Source organism: Streptomyces roseoverticillatus, assembly GCF_000719265.1.
Taxonomy (GTDB): Bacteria; Actinomycetota; Actinomycetes; order Streptomycetales; family Streptomycetaceae; genus Streptomyces; species Streptomyces roseoverticillatus.
In genome coordinates this window covers 110151-125659 of record NZ_JOFL01000018.1, presented here as the reverse complement: position 1 = coordinate 125659, position 15509 = coordinate 110151, and the positions used below count along the sequence as shown (strand labels likewise).

At 72.4% G+C, this 15509-nt stretch carries 16 protein-coding genes and 1 pseudogene; 7 read left to right on the top strand and 10 right to left on the bottom strand.

What is annotated here, in order from left to right; translation table 11 throughout:
• Nucleotide 1 precedes the first annotated feature (1 nt).
• On the bottom strand, nucleotides 2-1342 hold the full coding sequence (locus IF61_RS0122260; protein ID WP_245684579.1) for a DUF6716 putative glycosyltransferase: 1341 nt from the start codon (nucleotides 1340-1342) through the stop codon (nucleotides 2-4).
• 187 nt (nucleotides 1343-1529) lie between these two features.
• Here IF61_RS0122260 and IF61_RS0122255 point away from each other — a divergent pair, with 187 nt between their 5' ends.
• From IF61_RS0122255 to IF61_RS0122245, 3 genes are read left to right on the top strand one after another with little or no spacing between them, the layout of a single operon-like run.
• On the top strand, nucleotides 1530-2519 hold the full coding sequence (locus IF61_RS0122255) for a glycosyltransferase family 2 protein (protein WP_030368261.1): 990 nt from the start codon (nucleotides 1530-1532) through the stop codon (nucleotides 2517-2519).
• Entirely contained in the window at nucleotides 2519-3901 is a 1383-nt protein-coding gene (locus tag IF61_RS0122250) for a polysialyltransferase family glycosyltransferase (RefSeq protein ID WP_030368260.1), read from the top strand. Before IF61_RS0122255 ends, IF61_RS0122250 begins: the two co-directional genes overlap by 1 nt.
• A complete protein-coding gene (locus IF61_RS0122245; protein WP_052392925.1) occupies nucleotides 3898-5037 on the top strand; it encodes an acyltransferase family protein in 1140 nt (379 codons plus the stop codon). The genes IF61_RS0122250 and IF61_RS0122245 overlap by 4 nt, the downstream gene beginning before the upstream one ends.
• Here the strand turns inward: IF61_RS0122245 and IF61_RS0122240 are convergent.
• Entirely contained in the window at nucleotides 5008-5667 is a 660-nt protein-coding gene (locus IF61_RS0122240; RefSeq protein WP_030368258.1) for a TetR/AcrR family transcriptional regulator C-terminal domain-containing protein, read from the bottom strand. The two genes, IF61_RS0122245 and IF61_RS0122240, sit on opposite strands and share 30 nt — an antisense overlap.
• Before the next feature lie 69 nt (nucleotides 5668-5736).
• On the opposite strand from IF61_RS0122240, the gene IF61_RS0122235 reads away from it, so the two are divergent.
• A complete protein-coding gene (locus IF61_RS0122235; RefSeq protein WP_245684578.1) occupies nucleotides 5737-7491 on the top strand; it encodes an FAD-dependent monooxygenase in 1755 nt (584 codons plus the stop codon).
• Between the two features lie 35 nt (nucleotides 7492-7526).
• On the opposite strand, the gene IF61_RS37090 is transcribed toward IF61_RS0122235, so the two are convergent.
• The 3 genes from IF61_RS37090 to IF61_RS0122220 all read right to left on the bottom strand — a co-directional run bounded on the left by IF61_RS37090 (nucleotide 7527) and on the right by IF61_RS0122220 (nucleotide 10537).
• Nucleotides 7527-8216: a hypothetical protein gene (locus tag IF61_RS37090; RefSeq protein WP_030368256.1), complete on the bottom strand. Its 690-nt coding sequence runs from the start codon at nucleotides 8214-8216 to the stop codon at nucleotides 7527-7529.
• Nucleotides 8217-8584: 368 nt separating this feature from the next.
• On the bottom strand, nucleotides 8585-9982 hold the full coding sequence (locus IF61_RS0122225; protein ID WP_030368255.1) for a GntP family permease: 1398 nt from the start codon (nucleotides 9980-9982) through the stop codon (nucleotides 8585-8587).
• Nucleotides 9983-10021: 39 nt separating this feature from the next.
• The gene (locus IF61_RS0122220) at nucleotides 10022-10537 is read right to left on the bottom strand and encodes a gluconokinase (RefSeq protein WP_030368254.1); all 516 of its coding nucleotides are present in this window, start codon (nucleotides 10535-10537) and stop codon (nucleotides 10022-10024) included.
• 128 nt (nucleotides 10538-10665) lie between these two features.
• Between IF61_RS0122220 and IF61_RS0122215 the strand changes: the two genes are divergently transcribed.
• On the top strand, nucleotides 10666-11367 hold the full coding sequence (locus tag IF61_RS0122215) for a FadR/GntR family transcriptional regulator (RefSeq protein WP_030368253.1): 702 nt from the start codon (nucleotides 10666-10668) through the stop codon (nucleotides 11365-11367).
• 117 nt (nucleotides 11368-11484) lie between these two features.
• The gene (locus tag IF61_RS0122210) at nucleotides 11485-11676 is read left to right on the top strand and encodes a hypothetical protein (RefSeq protein WP_030368252.1); all 192 of its coding nucleotides are present in this window, start codon (nucleotides 11485-11487) and stop codon (nucleotides 11674-11676) included.
• Between the two features lie 442 nt (nucleotides 11677-12118).
• Here the strand turns inward: IF61_RS0122210 and IF61_RS0122205 are convergent, their stop codons facing one another.
• From IF61_RS0122205 to IF61_RS36345, 4 genes are all read right to left on the bottom strand, one after another.
• Entirely contained in the window at nucleotides 12119-12307 is a 189-nt protein-coding gene (locus IF61_RS0122205) for a DUF397 domain-containing protein (protein WP_030368251.1), read from the bottom strand.
• Nucleotides 12300-12491, bottom strand: coding sequence for a DUF397 domain-containing protein (locus tag IF61_RS34430; protein WP_078660402.1), 192 nt, complete (start codon nucleotides 12489-12491; stop codon nucleotides 12300-12302). Before IF61_RS34430 ends, IF61_RS0122205 begins: the two co-directional genes overlap by 8 nt.
• 10 nt (nucleotides 12492-12501) lie before the next feature.
• Nucleotides 12502-13449: a helix-turn-helix domain-containing protein gene (locus tag IF61_RS0122200; RefSeq protein WP_245684577.1), complete on the bottom strand. Its 948-nt coding sequence runs from the start codon at nucleotides 13447-13449 to the stop codon at nucleotides 12502-12504.
• 125 nt (nucleotides 13450-13574) lie between these two features.
• Nucleotides 13575-13799 (bottom strand): hypothetical protein, encoded by a 225-nt coding sequence (locus IF61_RS36345; protein ID WP_030368249.1) that lies wholly within the window; start codon nucleotides 13797-13799, stop codon nucleotides 13575-13577.
• On the opposite strand from IF61_RS36345, the pseudogene IF61_RS37755 reads away from it, so the two are divergent.
• Nucleotides 13716-13904: pseudogene (locus IF61_RS37755) on the top strand (ATP-binding protein); the annotation flags it as partial. The gene IF61_RS36345 and the pseudogene IF61_RS37755 overlap by 84 nt on opposite strands.
• A 5-nt stretch (nucleotides 13905-13909) precedes the next feature.
• Here the strand turns inward: IF61_RS37755 and IF61_RS0122190 are convergent.
• Entirely contained in the window at nucleotides 13910-15463 is a 1554-nt protein-coding gene (locus tag IF61_RS0122190) for an amidase (protein ID WP_107043094.1), read from the bottom strand.
• Nucleotides 15464-15509 lie beyond the last annotated feature (46 nt).

Genomic DNA, 15509 nt, shown 5'->3' with positions numbered 1-15509 from the left:
GTCACAGCTCCCCCACGCGGCGGATCAGCGGAGCGACCCGCTGGACGCCGTGGCGGTAGGCGCCGCGGGCCGCGTCGCGCAGGGCGGCGCGGCCCGCGCGCCGCAGGGCGCTCTCCTCGCGGGGAGCCCCCGACCGGCCGGGAAGGGGACGGCCCCGGTGGTCGAGGCCGTGGCGGGCGAGGACGGCGGGAAGGTAGCCGGGTGCGGTGGCCGGGGTGTAGTAGGGGGCGAGCGGGGGGAGGCAGGGCCGGGCGGCGAGGCCTGCGACGCGCTGCCGCGCCGCGGCGAAGACGGCCTCGCCGGAGCCGTCGGCGGGCACGCCGTGGCGGACGGCCCACTCCGGGTCGGCCCGGGGCACGTGGCCGGCGTCGAGCTGGTCCCAGGAGGCGAGGCAGCCCGAGCCGAGGAAGTGGTGGTTGCCGAGGGCCTCGCGGATGCCGAGGTCGGTCAGCACGGCCGTGGGGATGGCGCGGTGGAGGGACTCCAGGGCCGCGGTGGAACTGACGGTGACGAGGAGGTCCGTGCGGTCGAGGACCTCGCCCATGTGCCCGTAGACGAGGCGGCAGTTGGGCGGCAGTCCGCCGGGCAGGCGCGCGGCCAGCTTCTGGTACGGGAGTTCTTCGATGTGTGTGGTGTGTTCTCCGGGCTTGCTGCGCAGTTTGATGAGCACTTCGCGCTCCGGGTGCGCCCGGGCGTGCGCGACGGCGCGGCGGAGCAGGTAGCCGCGGTCGGCGCGGCTCCCGGGCACGGAGGGCTGCGCGGCGAACACGACCGTGTACGGGCGGACTTGACCGTCCGGCGGGCCGGTGCGGCGGTCACCGAGGAACGGCAGCGCCCACTCGGTCACGCAGTCCGCGCCGGCGCCCACGCCCTCGTAGACGGCGCGGAAACGGACGGCGTCGTCCGGGGAGTTGGCGAGGACGACGTCCGCTCCGTGGCGCAGCAGCAGTCCGTCGGCGAGCTTCTCGTAGACGACGCCCACGTAGCCGGTCACCACGACGGGCCTGGAGGGCGCGCCCTCCCACGCGGCGGCGAGCCCGTGCAGCATGGCCTGGACGGCGCCGCCGACGCAGGCGAGGACCACGACGTCGTACCGGTCGCGGCCGGCCGTGCGGACGAACTCCGTCCCGGTGACCTCGCCGATCTCCGCCGCGCGCACGCCCACCTCGCCGAGCTGGCGGGCGGTGGGGGTCGCGCGGCCCCGCAGGAGGCGGCCGTCGAGCCGGGCACCCGGTGCGAGCCGGTGCGCGGTGAGCGCGCCCCATTTCCACCGGGTGTCGGAGTCGGCGAGGACGGCGATCCGCAGCGGGGGTTCGGTACGTGATGGCGTACGTGATGACACGTCGCCGACGATAGAAATCCATTCCGTTTCGTTGCCCAACGCGAGGGCAACAGCCGGTAAACAGCACACCGACGATCGGCGACCCGGCCCGGCGGAGCGGCGGGTTCATCATTCCGCCGCGCTTCGTTCACCTCCGCGCCCGCCCGCGGACAAGACGAATGCCGGGGGGCCGCCTAATGTCGCCGAGGTGGTCAAGCTCTCCGTCATCGTCCCGTTCTTCAATGTTCAGACCTTTGCGCCCGACGTACTGAGAAGTCTGCGGGCGAACGCCCGCGAGGATTTCGAATTCATTCTCGTGGACGACTGTTCGACCGACGGCACGCCGGCGCTGCTGGAGCGCGCCGGGCGCGAGCTGCCGGGGGCCGTGGTCCTGCGCCACGAGCACAACGGCGGCCTCGCCACCGCCCGCAACACCGGGCTCGACGCGGCGCGCGGCGAGTACCTGACCTTCCTCGACGGCGACGACTGGCTGGCGCCCGGCTACTACGACCGGCTCGTCGCGTACATCGAGGAGCTGGCCGTGGACTTCGTCCGCACGGACCATGTGCAGTGCACGGGCCGCACCCGCACCGTGCAGCGCGTGCCGCACGGCCGCCGCGGGGTGGTCCTGGACCCGCGCGGCGCGATCCTGCCGGCGGACCGCTCGACGTCCGTCGACTACCCGTACGCGTGGGCGGGGATCTACCACCGGCGGCTGCTGGACGAGGGCCTGCTGCACTTCCGGGACGGTCTGCGGACGGCGGAGGACCGGCCGTGGATCTGGCGGCTGCACCGCGAGGCGCGCACCTTCGCGGTGGCCGGGCTGCTGGGCGTCTTCTACCGGCGCGGGGTGGCGACTTCACTCACCCAGATCGGGGACGTACGGCAGCTCGATTTCCTGCGCGCATTCGATCGGATCATCGAGGAGACGGCCCTCGATGAGAACGCGAAGGAATTCCTCCCGAAAGCCGTTCGAACATATTGCGCAATCATTGCCCACCACCTCACGAATATCGAACGCTTTGAGCCGCAGGTAGCCCGCGCATTGCGTACGAAGAGCGCGGGCGCACTGCGCCGACTGCCACCGGAACTCGTCAAGGACGCCGTGAATTCCATGGACTACGACCGCGCGGTCCTCCTGCGCAGGCTGAGGCGGCGGCCGGCCGGGGCCTCGGGCGCTGCCGGGGTGGCCGCCTGATGTCCGTCCCGCCGCCTCCCGCCCGCCGCCGCACGCAGATCTTCCTCGCGTCCACGTTGTACGGCGCCGCCACGCTCGCCGCCGCCCTGGACGCCGGCTGCTTCACCCCCGCCGACCGCCGGCTGCTGCTCGTCGCCAACACCGCCGCCGTCCCGGAGACCACCCCGGCCCTCGACGAGGCGCCCGGCTTCGGACGGCTGCGCACCCGCTTCGACGGCGTCCTGTCCTGGAACGACGCGATCCGCCCCTTCCACCCGTCCGGCTGGTCGCCCCGGCCCGACGACGCGCCCCTGTGGGAGCGGCACCTGAGGCTGCTCTGGGGCCTTGGCGACGACGACGTGTCACTCGTCGTCGAGTCCATCCAGGTCAGCCCGGCGGGCGCGATCGCCCAGTGCTTCCCCGACGCCCCGCTCGACGTCTACGCCGACGGCCTCATGAGCTACGGCCCCACCCGCAACAAGCTCGACCCGCTGATCGGCACGCGCGCCGGCCGGCTGCTCCACCTGGACCTCGTACCCGGGCTGCGGCCGCTGCTGCTCACGGAGTTCGGCGTCGCACCCGAGATCGTCCCCACGGAGGTCTTCACCAAGGTGCTGGCCGAACTCGCCCTGGACGCGCCCGCCCTGGACGCGCCCCAGGGCGCCGCGCTCCTCCTCGGCCAGTACTTGTCGGCGCTCGACATCCTCACCCCCGAGGAGGAAGAGCAGTTGCACGTACGGATGCTGCGCGGGGCGGCCGGGCGCGGCCACCGCGAACTCGTCTTCAAGCCGCACCCGGCCGCCCCGGCCCGCTGGTCGCGGATGCTGGAGGAAGAGGCCGGCCGGCTCGGCGTCACCCTGACGGTCCTCGGCACGCCGGTCCTGGCGGAGGTGGTCTACCAGCGGCTGCGCCCTGCGCTGGTGGCCGGCTGCTTCTCGACGGCGCTGGTCACGGCGAGGACGTTCTACGGCCTGCGGGCGGCGTGCACGGGCACGGACCTTCTTCTGGAGCGCCTGAGCCCGTACCAGAACAGCAACAGGGTGCCGGTGACGTTGGTGGACGCGCTGCTGCCGGAGCTGAGCGCAAGCGCTCAGGAACCTGAGGCCGAAGCCGATCTCAACGGCCTGCTGGCAACCGTGGGCTTCGCCATGCAGCCCCAGATCTACCCGCACCTGCGCGAAGCCGCAGAAGACTACCTCCGCACCCACCTCACCCCCCGCACCCGCCGCTACTTCAAACGCCGCCGCCTCACTGCCCTCGCCCTCCCCGGCGCACTCCCGGCCCAGCTGTCGTTCCTCCCGCGCAACCCGACCGTACGAAGGGTCGCCCGGAGGGCACGCGCCCTCCAGCGGCGCCTGGCCAAGCCGAAGACGAAGGCAGCGAAGACGACGGTGACGACATGACGGCCCCGACCCTGCCCCGGCCCCTCCGTAAAGCGGCCACAGCTCAGCCCGAGGCCATACAGAGCCCCCACGGCGGCAGCCGCCTCCGCGCTCTGGACGCCCTGCGCCTGATCGCCGCCCTGATGGTGGCGCTCTACCACTACGGCGGGCGCGACGGCGATGTGAGCCGCGCGTGGGGCACGTCGCCGCGGCACGAATTCCCCACCCTGTCGGGCGCGTTCGCCTACGGCTGCCTCGGCGTCGAGATCTTCTTCGTCATCAGCGGCTTCGTGATCTGCATGAGCGGCTGGGGCCGCCCCCTGCGCTCGTTCTTCGCCTCGCGCGCGGCCCGCCTCTACCCCGCCTACTGGGCGGCGATCGCGCTGGTCACCGTGGCGTTCGCGCTGCCGTGGGCGGGGTACAGGACGGTGTCGTTCAGCGACACGCTCGTGAACCTGACGATGCTGCAGCAGCCGGCGGGCGCCGAGCGCGTGCTCGGCGTGTGCTGGACGCTCTGGGCCGAGCTGCGCTTCTACGCCCTCTTCGCGCTGTTCGTCGTCCTGCCGGGGGCGACCCGGCGCCGCGTGCTGATGTTCTGCGCGGTGTGGACGCTGGCGACGGTGGTGACGACCGCCTCGCACGTGGAGTTCCTGCGGGTCGTCGTGATGCCGGAGTACTCGTCGTACTTCATCGGCGGCATCGGCCTGTACCTGGTCCACCGCTTCGGCAACGACCTCCTGCACTGGGGCGTCGTGGCCGTGAGCTTCCTCGTGGGGCAGCACTACGCGGTGGCGGGCCTGTGGCACGCGCCGAACCCGCACTACTTCTCGTACCGCTCCCCGTACGTGATCGTGGCCGTCGTGGCGCTCGGGTACGCGGCGGTGGCGGCCGTCGCGCTGGGCAAGGCCGGCCGGATGAACTGGCGTTGGCTGACCCTCGCGGGCGCGCTGACGTACCCGTTCTACCTGGTGCACGAGCATCTGGGGTGGGTCGTGATCGGCGGCCTGCACCGCGGCCTCGGCATCCCCTCCTACGCGACGCTCGGCCTGACCCTCGCCCTGATGCTGGGCCTGGCCTGGCTCCTGCACCGCTGCGTGGAGAGGCGGCTGACGCCTCTCCTGCGCAGGTCACTCGACCCCGGGACGGCCCGGCGGTAGCAGCGTGGCCTCGATGCCGGCGACGACGGCGTGCAGGCCGTCCTCGAAGCCGGCTTCGAGGTCGCCGAAGAACTCCGCGCCGGCCGCTATGACGAGGGGGTATCCCTCCAGGCGGTCGGCGCGGTCCTCCAGGTCGTAGGCGGGATCGCGCTCGCCGCCCGGCACCGGGTGCACGGACTGCTCCTCCATCACGTACCCCATCGTGTACGTGTTGACGGTGAACCAGGCGCGGGCGGCGGTGCTCGGCGTGAAGCCCGCCGCCACGATCTTCTCCATCATCTCCTCGACCGGCCCGGCGTAGCTGCGGCCGGTCAGTCGCGTGCCGCCGAAGACCTTGGCGCCGTCGCGGTAGCCGAGGAGGAAGCGGCGCATCACGCGGGCCGATCCGGCCAGGCACGACTGCCAGGTGCTGCTGTCGACGGCCGACATCGGCTCGGCCATGCGCCGGAACATCTCCGTGGCCACCTCGTCGAGCAGCTCCTGCTTGTTCTTGAAGTGCCAGTAGAGCGCCGGGGCCTGGACGCCCAGTTCCTTGGCGATCCTGCGCAGAGTCAGGCCTTCGAGGCCCACCTCGTTGAGCAGGTCGAGTGCGGTTTCGGCCACCTGGGCGCGGTCGATGCGAGTTGCCACCTTGACAGCTTAACGGTGTTCAGTTCACTCTGGGGACAGCGCGAACTTAACAACGTTAAGGGGGATTTCGTGAACGCTGCAGCACCGACCACTGCCGCATCGACGACTACCGCTCCGGCCACTGCCGCGCTGGACACCACGCCACTGGACACCACGCCACGGGACACCACGGCTCCGCCCGCTCCGGCGCCGTCCGCGGTGCCGGTCGGCGCCGCGCCGGACGCCGCGCCGACGGACGTCGAGGTGCTCATCGCCGGCGCCGGGCCCACCGGCCTCGTCCTCGCCATCGACCTGACCCGGCGCGGCATCCGCCACCGGCTCGTCGAGCAGGAGGCGCGCGGCTTCCCCGGCTCGCGCGGCACGGGCCTCCAGCCGCGCAGCCTGGAAGTGATGGACGACCTCGGGGCCATAGCGGCCCTGCTCGCCTCGGCCGGCCCCATCCCGCCCGTGCAGTCGTGGGAGGGCACCGAGCGCGGGCGCGAATGGCCGCTCGTCGAGCCCGGCGACCCCTCGCCCCACGTGCCCTACCCGAACGCACTGATGTGCCCCCAGTGGCGCACGGTGGAGGTGCTGTACGAGCGCCTCGAAGAGCTGGGCGGCCGGGTGGACTTCAACACCGGCCTCACGGGCTTCACGCAGGACGAGCACGGCGTCACGGCCGAGCTGCGGCACGCCGACGGCACGGCGGAGACGGTCCGGGCCGGCTATCTCGTCGCGTCGGACGGCGGGCGCAGCGCCGTGCGGAAGGCGCTCGGCGTGCCCTTCGAGGTCGACATCGTCGACGAGCGCCACGTGATGGTCGCCGACGTGCGGATGACCGGCTTCGAGCGCGCGGGGGTCGACCGCGGCCACTGGCACATGTGGACCAGCGCCCCCGGCGGGATCCTCGGCCTGCGCCCGCTGGAGCTCACGACGGACACCATCCAGGTCATGGCCTTCTGGGCGGACACCTCATACAGGCCGGACCCGGAGCGCGACGCCACGCCCGAGGCCCTGGCCCGGCTCATCACCGAGCGCACGGGGCTCACGGGCCTCGTGCCGGAGGAGGTCATCTGGGCGTCGGCCTTCCAGCCGAAGGCCGGCATGGCCGCGCGTTTCCGCACCGCCCGGGTCCTCCTCGCCGGGGACGCGGCGCACATCCACTCCCCCGCCGGCGGGCAAGGGCTCAACACCAGCCTGCAGGACGCCTACAACCTCGGCTGGAAGCTCGGCGCCGTCCTGCGGCACGGCGCGCCGGACGCCCTGCTCGACACGTACGACGCCGAGCGCACGCAGGTGGCCGCCGAGGTGCTGGGGCTGAGCACCCGCATCCACGGGCAGGACCGCAGCGTCGGCTTCGAGCGGGGCATGTCACGGCGGGGCAAGGAAACCCACCAGCTCACCCTCAACTACCGCACGGGCCCGCTGGCCCGCGAGCTGCGCCGGGATCTGCCGGAGGACGGGCTGCGGGCGGGTGACCGGGCGCCCGACGCACCCTGCACCGACGCCTCGGGCGCGCCCTTCAGCCTCTTCGACGCCTTCCGGGGCCCGCACTTCACCCTGCTGGACCTCACCGGGTCGGAGGCCGTGGGCGGGCCTGCCGCGGCGGCGGTGGCGGATGTGGAGTGGGTGCGTGTGTACCGGGTGGGCGGGCCCGCGCCCGATCTGGTCGACGCCGGCGGGCACGCCAAGGCGGCGTACGGCTCGGGGCTGTTCCTGGTCCGGCCGGACGGCTATGTGGGGCTGGCCACGGATGAAGCGGCGGACGTACGGGCCTACCTGGCGCAGGTGTCGGCTCCGGCGCCGGTGCCGGCTCCGGCACAGGCGCCGGCGATACGGGACTGAGCCGCGGCGGGCGGGCCCGGCGGTTGTGGACGGCGTCAGACCGCGTCATGGTTCGTCGCCGCCCCCGCCGCCGGGACCTTGAGGGTGTAGTCGACGGAGACGGTGAACCGGCCGGAGGAGCCGCGGATCTCCAGGGTGTGGTTGCCGGGGCGCAGCGGTTCCGTCTGCACCCACAGCCCGCAGGCGTGGGTGCGGAAGGTGCCGCCGCCGTCGGTGAGCGGGTTGCCCTCCTCGGCGGTGACCCGTACGGGCGTGGCGTCGTAGCGCTCGGTCCGCAGGGGCTTGCCGTCGAGGGTGGCGGTGCCCTTGGCGGGGGCCATGAACTCGGAGCAGCCGGCCTGGTCGCTCATCAGGTTCACGAGCGGGAAGGCCAGGCGCCGGTTCGCGGGGACGGCGCAGGTGCGCTTGGCGCGCTCCCCGAAGGTGCCGGCCAGGAACCAGACGCCGCCGTCCTTCTGGCCCTGGGCGCACATGCTGCCGTCGCGGTCTTCGACGGGGTTCGAGCCGCTGGGGCTGGAGGACGCCCAGGTCCACCAGCGTCCCTGCAGGTCGGAGGGGCTGAGCGGGCCCGCCGCCGCGTCGGGGGTCGCGGTGGCGGTGGCTCCGCCGTTCGGGGTGCTCTTCGCGTCCGCGTGTTTCGGGGAGGGCGTGCCCGCGCAGCCGGCGGCCAGCAGGGCGGCGCCGAGCAGCAGCGCTGCGGGGGCGACAGGTCTTCCAATACGCATAGGCGAACCCTAAGGTCCGATATGTCCATTGGGGCGGGAGCAACGCAGAACGGCCAGGGCCGAGAGGAGCAACGGAGGGGACGCAGGGAGGACCGGCGGGCCGGCGGCCCGGAGAACGGACGGGCCGGCGGCCGGCGGCTCGGAGAACCGGTGGCCGCCGGCCGGTGCGGGGCGGAGGATCAGTGACCGGGGGTCAGAGGGCCGGCCGGTGCGGCTCAGAGGACCAGTGACCGGGGGTCAGAGGGCCGGTGAGCGCGGGTCAGAGGGCGGGTGGCGCGGGTCAGAGGACCAGTGGCCGCGGGTCAGGAGGCCGGTGGGCGCAGGTCAGAGGACCAGCGACCGGGCGCCAGAGGGCCGGTGGGCGCGGGTCAGAGGACCAGGGACAGCAGCAGGACGAGGACGAGGGAGACGACGGAGATCACGGTCTCCATCAGCGACCAGGTCTTGATCGTCTGGCCGACGTCCATGCCGAAGTATTCCTTCACCATCCAGAAGCCGGCGTCGTTGACGTGGCTGAAGAACAGCGAGCCGGCGCCGACGGCGAGGACGAGCAGCGCGGTGTGGGTCGTACTCATGCCCTCGGCGAGCGGGGCGACGAGCCCGGCGGCCGAGATGGTGGCGACGGTCGCGGAGCCCGTGGCGAGCCGGATGCCGACGGCGATCAGCCAGGCGAGCAGCAGGGCCGAGACCGACCAGTCCTTGGAGAAGTCGAGGATCATCCGGCCGACGCCCACGTCGATCAGCGTCTGCTTGAAGCCGCCGCCCGCGCCGACGATCAGCAGGATGCCGGCGATGGGGGCGAGGGACTTCTCGACGGTCCCGGCGAGCCGGTCGCGGCCGAAGCCGGCGGCCCGGCCCAGCGTGAACAGTCCGACGAGGACGGCGGCGAGAAGGGCGATCAGCGGCGAGCCGACGACGTCGGTGACGCGCTGGACGTGGTTCTTCGGGTCGTCCACGACGATGTCGACGAGCGCCTTGGCCAGCATGAGGACGACCGGCAGCATGACCGTGGCGACGGTGGCGCCGAAGCCCGGGCGGCGCTCCAGTTCGGCCGAGGGCCGCTGGGGTATCAGCTTTTCGGGCGGGGCGATGTCCACCCAGCGGGCGGCCACCCGCGAGAACAGCGGCCCGGCGACCACGGCGGTCGGCACGGCGATCAGCACGCCGAGGGCGAGGGTCACGCCGAGGTTCGCGCCGATGGCGTCGATGGCGGCCAGCGGGCCGGGGTGCGGGGGCACGAGGCCGTGCATGACGGACAGCCCGGCGAGCGCGGGGATGCCGATCCGCATCAGGGAGTGGTTGCCCCGCTTGGCCACGAGGAGCACCACGGGGATCAGCAGCACGATCCCGACCTCGAAGAACAGCGGCAGGCCGATGACGGCCGCGATCAGCACGATCGCCCACGGCATCGAGCGCGGCCCGGCCTTCGCCAGGATCGTGTCGACGATCTGGTCGGCGCCGCCGGAGTCGGCGAGGAGCTTGCCCAGGATCGCGCCGAGCGCGATCAGGACGCCGACGCCCGAGACCGTCGACCCGAGTCCGGCGGTGAAGCTCGCGATGGCCTTGTCCATCGGCGCGCCCGCCGCGGCCCCGAGCACCAGCGAGCCGATGGTCAGGGAGAGGAAAGCGTGCAGCTTGAGGCGGGTGATGAGGAGGACGATGACGGCGATGCCGACGAGGACGGCGATCCCCAGCTGTGCGTGACCCGCCGACGTGATCGGTCCGGCGGGGGCCGCGGCCAGCATCTCGACGCTGAGAGTGCTCACGGGCTTCCTTGGAGGAGGAGGTGGAGGGGGAGGGAGGGGCTAGAGCTGCCTCAGGGCCCGGGCGGCCCGCTCGGCGATGACCTCCGGCCCGGGCGTGACGTCGACGCCGACGCCCGCCTCGTCCGCGCCCAGCGGTTCGAGGGTCGCGAACTGGGAGTCCAGCAGCCTGGTGGTCATGAAGTGGCCCTTGCGGGCCGCCATCCGCCCGGCGATCAGGTCGTGGTCGCCGGTGAGGTGGAGGAAGACGAGCCCGGGCGCGGCGGCGCGCAGCCGGTCCCGGTAGGCCCGCTTGAGCGCGGAGCAGCTGACGACCCCGCCGCGGCCCGCACGGCCCGCGGCCCACGCGCCGATGGCGTCGAGCCAGGGGGCCCGGTCGGCGTCGTCGAGCGGGGTCCCGGCGGACATCTTGGCGATGTTGGCGGCCGGGTGGAAGTCGTCGCCCTCGGCGTAAGGGACCCCGAGGGCCTCGGCGACGAGCGGTCCGACGGTGGTCTTGCCGGTGCCGGCGACGCCCATCACGACGACGACGTGGGGGTGTGCCGGACGGCTGCTCATCGGGGCCTCACTGTCTTCATTGACGGGGGTGTGGCCACACTGAAACGTATTACGTACGACATATTCAAGCCCTTGTGACTCAAACGTCATACTTAATTGGCCGTGCGCGGGGATCGTAGGCTTGCCCCATGGAAAACCAGGGGCAGGGGCTGCACGCACGCGTGCTGGAGTCCCTCGGGCCCGCGATCACCTCGGGCACGTACCCGCCGGGCAGCGTCCTGCGCACCGACGAGCTCGAAGAGCGCTTCGACGTCTCCCGCACGGTCATCCGGGAGGCGATACGCGTCCTGGAGTCCATGCACCTGGTCGTCTCCCGGCGCCGCGTCGGCGTGACCGTCCGCCCCACCGAGGAGTGGAACGTCTACGACCCCCAGGTCATCCGCTGGCGCCTCGCCGGCGCCGACCGGCCGCGCCAGCTGCGCTCCCTCACCGTGCTCCGCTCGGCCGTCGAGCCGGTGGCCGCCGGCCTCGCCGCCCGCCTCGCCACGCCCGAGCAGTGCGAGGAGCTCACCCGGCACGCCCTCGGCATGGTCTCCACCTCACGCGGCCAGCAGCTCGGCGCCTACCTGGTCCACGACGTGGCCTTCCACCGGGTGATCCTGCGCGCCTCCGGCAACGAGATGTTCGCCCGCCTGGGCGACGTCGTCGCCGAGGTCCTCACCGGCCGCACCGAACACCAGGTCATGTTCACCGACCCGGACCCCGCCGCCGTCACCCTCCACGTCCGCGTCGCCGAAGCCGTACGGGAACGCGACGCCGCCCGCGCGGAGGCGCTGACGCGCGAGATCACGGCCGGCGCGATGGCGGAACTGGACATCCTCGCGCCGTAACGGGGTCGTGGCAGGGCCGTAGCAGCGTCGTAGCGGGAGTGTCCCGGCCGCGCCACAAAACAACAGAGGTGCGACAAAATGATCGCCATCTCGAACGACCGTCCGTAGCCTGACCCCATGCGCCACGAGAACGACCACGCCCGGGATCGCGCCCACGACGGCGAAGACCAGCCCGTCTTCATCCGCCAGCGCTACGGCACCCGCTGGGTCTACAACCACCGCAACCCGGTGGGCCTCGCCCTCATCATGATCGTCCCGATCGTGGCCATCGGGGCGCTGCTGCTGATGACCCGCGGGACGGGGCGGTAGGGCGGATGCGGCCCTTGGTGGCGCCCGCCCACGGCTCCGTCCCCGGCGCCGCGGCGGGGGTGGCCGGTGAGACACAGGTGCTCTGGTGAGGCGAGGGGCCGCCCTTCTCCGGCCACTTGTACGCCGTGCACGCCCCGAGCAGGGTGACTTCCGGCCCGAGACTGACACCACCCGCCACCCGCGGCCGGACGGCGGGGCCTGTGAGGCGCGGGCTGCGGGGTGGTGCCGCTGAGGCATGCGGCCTGCGCCCCAGGCGCACTTGTACGCCGCGCATGACCGCCGGGTCGGCGGATTTCCGCGCCGGGAGGGCACCAGCCCCCACTATCCGCAGTCGGCCGTTCAGCCACGACGGTGGCGAGCTGAGCGAATGCGCCCACGAGACGGGCCCAAGCCCCCCTCCCCCGCTGCCAGCCTGTCCTGACCCGCAGTCACAGCACGGATCTCAGCCGCGGCCGGTCCCCGCCTTGAGGGTGCGTATCAGTGCGCCGAGGGCGGGTGGGGTGGTCCGCACGACGGTGCGGGGGGGGTCGCTCTCGCGGAGGGCGATCGCGGCGCCAGCCGCGGCGACCTCCACGCAGTCGTTGTTTTCTCCGTTTCCGGAGTAGGTGGACTTCTGCCAAGCGTCATCCATGGCCCGCTCCCCCTTTGAGGGTACGTATCAGTGCGCCGAGGGCTGACGGGGTGGTCCGCACAATGGTGACGGGGGTGTCGCTCTCGCGGAGGGCCATCACCTCCCCTATCGCGGCGACTTCCACACAGTCGTTGGTCTGCTCGTTCCCTGAGAACGTGGACTTCTGCCAGGCAACCGTATGCATCGTCAGCCCCTCACAGCTCGCGTGCGATCCGATGGATGAGGTCGCGCGTCTCCCGCGGGCCGAGCGCTGCACGCTCCACCTTGTTCCAACGGTTGCGATATTTGGTGAGTTGCTCCTCAGCGTGAAAGAAAACGCCGCCGTGGAGATGGTCTACCTGGACCGTATCGAGGGTGGCCACGCGGTCGGCCGCATAGAGCATCGAGTACCCCATACCCGCGAAGCCCTCAGCCTCGAACGGCACAACCCGGATTGTGACCTCCGACCGGTCAGATGCAGCCAGCAGAAAGTGGAGTTGATCGCGGGCGACTTTACGATCGCTCACCCTCATGCGCAGCGCAGCCTCATGCATGATTGTGGAGATGGCCGGAGGATTGTCGCGTTCGAGTACCGCTCGGCGCTGCAAGCGAAATGCAGTGACCGTATCGACATCGACGTCATCCGACTCAAGTTCATCAGCCACGTAGGCAAACAGGGACCTCACGTAGTCCTCAGTCTGCAGTAGTCCCGGCACGTTGACGATCTGCACGCTCTGTAGGGCACTCGCGTGCCATTCCAGCTCCGCCAGGTCCAGAGCCTGACTCCTCATGCGTCCCCGGTACTTTTCCCACCACCCCCGCGATCGCTCCGCCGCCCGCTCCGCGAGAGCATCGACCAAGGCGGCATCCTCCACGCCATAGCGCGCCGCAAGGAGACGCGTCCGCTCGGCGCCCACCGCCGCGTTGCCCGCCTCGATGTGGGACAGCCACGCCTGGTCGCGCCCGACAGCCGTGGCAGCGTCCCGCGCCGAAACGCCCGCCCGCTCGCGCAGCTTCCGCAGCTCGGCGCCCAGCCGCTCCTGCCGGGCCGTGACGATGGTCCGCCTCGCCATGTCGTCCTCTTTCTCGCGCGCTTGCGGCGCCAATGTGTCACAGCGAGCCCCGATGGGGCGAACTTCACAGGATCGGTTGCGCAGTTCCAAATTTGGCACCTACGTTGAGTGTCGCGCAGCTCACACCGCGAGCTCACCGCCCACCCGGAAGCGCACCGCCCCGCCCTGCCCCCACGCAGTGGCACCGCGGCAATGACACCGGGGGCGGCACCACTTCACCCCACCCCGCCGGAGGCGACATGCTCCTGCCTGCTCCAAAGCCCGCCGTTGCTCCTGAGATCGAGCCGTTCGAATACCGGCTGCGCGTGCCGAACGATGCCCGCGCCCTTCCCATCGCGCGCGGCACCGTCCGTGCCGTGCTCACCGCCCACGAGCTGGCTGATCTGGTCTCCCGCGCCGAGCTGTTGGCGAGTGAGCTGATCACCAACGCGATCGTGCACACCGTCGACGACGCCGAACTCCGCATCTCCTGGTCGCAGTGGGACGTACTCACGCTGACTGCGTGGGACACCGATGACCTCCCGCCGGCGCCGCGCGCGGTTCCCCACCCCTACGACGTCGGCGGTCGCGGACTGGCCCTCCTCCGTTCACTCGCCGACCACTGGGGGCATTTCTCCGAGGCCCACGGATTCACGTGCGGTTCCTCCAAGGCCGTCTGGTGTTCGATCACCCGTGCAGCCATCCCGTAGACAGGCCTCGGGCGGCGCTCGAACCAGCGCTCCTCCGCCTCCAGTTGGGCCGCGAGTGAGATGAGCCGCGGCTCGCTGTCGGCCGGGCCGAGGAGCTGGGCGCCCAAGGGGAGGCCGGTGGTCGTGAAGCCGGCCGGGACGCTCATGCCCGGCCAGCCGAGGACGTTCCACGGCCAGGAGTACGGGCAGGCCGCGATCATCGTCGCGTCCGTACGGCTGCTGGACAGGCCGGACAGGTCTCCGATGCGCAGGGGCGGGACCGCCGTGGTCGGGGTCAGGACGACGTCGAAGCGGTCGAAGATCTCTCCCACGCGCCGCCGCAGCGGCTCCTCCGCGGCGCGGGCCACGCGCAGGATCCCGCCGCCCAGCAGCAGCCCGCCGCGGGCGTTGACCTTCGTGCGGGCGTCGAGCAGGGCGGGATCGGGGACGCGCCCGGCCCATTCCCGTACGCCGGACATCGAGCGCGGCACGAAGGTGAGCCCGATCAGCCCGTAGCGCGGCTCTTCCTCGACCACCTCGTGGCCGAGGGCCGCCAGCCGTTCGGCGATGCGGAGGGTCGCGGCCCGGGCCTCGGGGTCGAGCCGCTGGCGGGCGGCGGCGAAGGCGGGGCGCAGGGAGAGCGCGATCCGCAGCCGGCCGGGGTCGCGGTCGGCGGCGCTGAGGACGTCCACAGGGCGCGGCCGGTGGAGGTCCCCGGCGTGGCTGCCGCTCGCCGCGTGGAGCAGGAGGGCGGCGTCGGCGACCGTACGGGCGAGGGGTCCGTAGCAGGTGATGCCGCGGAAGGACTCCGGCTCGGGCCAGGTGGAGACGCGTCCGCGCTGCGGTTTGATGCCGACCAGGTGCGTCCAGGCGGCGGGGATCCGGAGCGAGCCGGCGCCGTCCGAGCCGAGGGCGGCCGGTACGAGGCCTGCGGCGACGGCTGCCGCGGCGCCGCCCGAGGAGCCGCCGGGCGTGTGCTCCGTACTCCACGGATTGCGGGTCGCGCCGAACGCCGGGCCTTCCGTGACGGGCCACTGCCCGAGCTCCGGCGTGTTCGTCTTGCCGACGATGACCGCGCCCGCGGCGCGGAGCCGTCGTACGGCCTCGCTGTCGGCGGATTTCGGCGGGAAATCGCCTGCGCAGCCGAAGGCGGTGGGCTCCCCTGCGACGTCGACGTCGTCCTTTACGGCGACGGGGACGCCCAGCAACGGGGCTCGCCCGCCGTCCGCCAGCCGCCGGTCCGCCGCGTCCGCCTCGGCGAGCGCGGCCCCGGCCCGTACGCGGCGGAACGCGTTGAGCAAGGGCTGTGTCTCCGCGATACGGGCCAGCGCGCGCTCGACGAGCTCGCGCGAGGAGACGTCGCCCGCGGCCAGTGCCCGTGCCTGCGCGGCCAGCCCACTGTCCGTCAGGTCCGTTAAGCCCGTGGTGTCTGCCATCCGGTCCCTCCCCCGTGGTTCGGAGCTCTTCGCTCCGAATACCGTG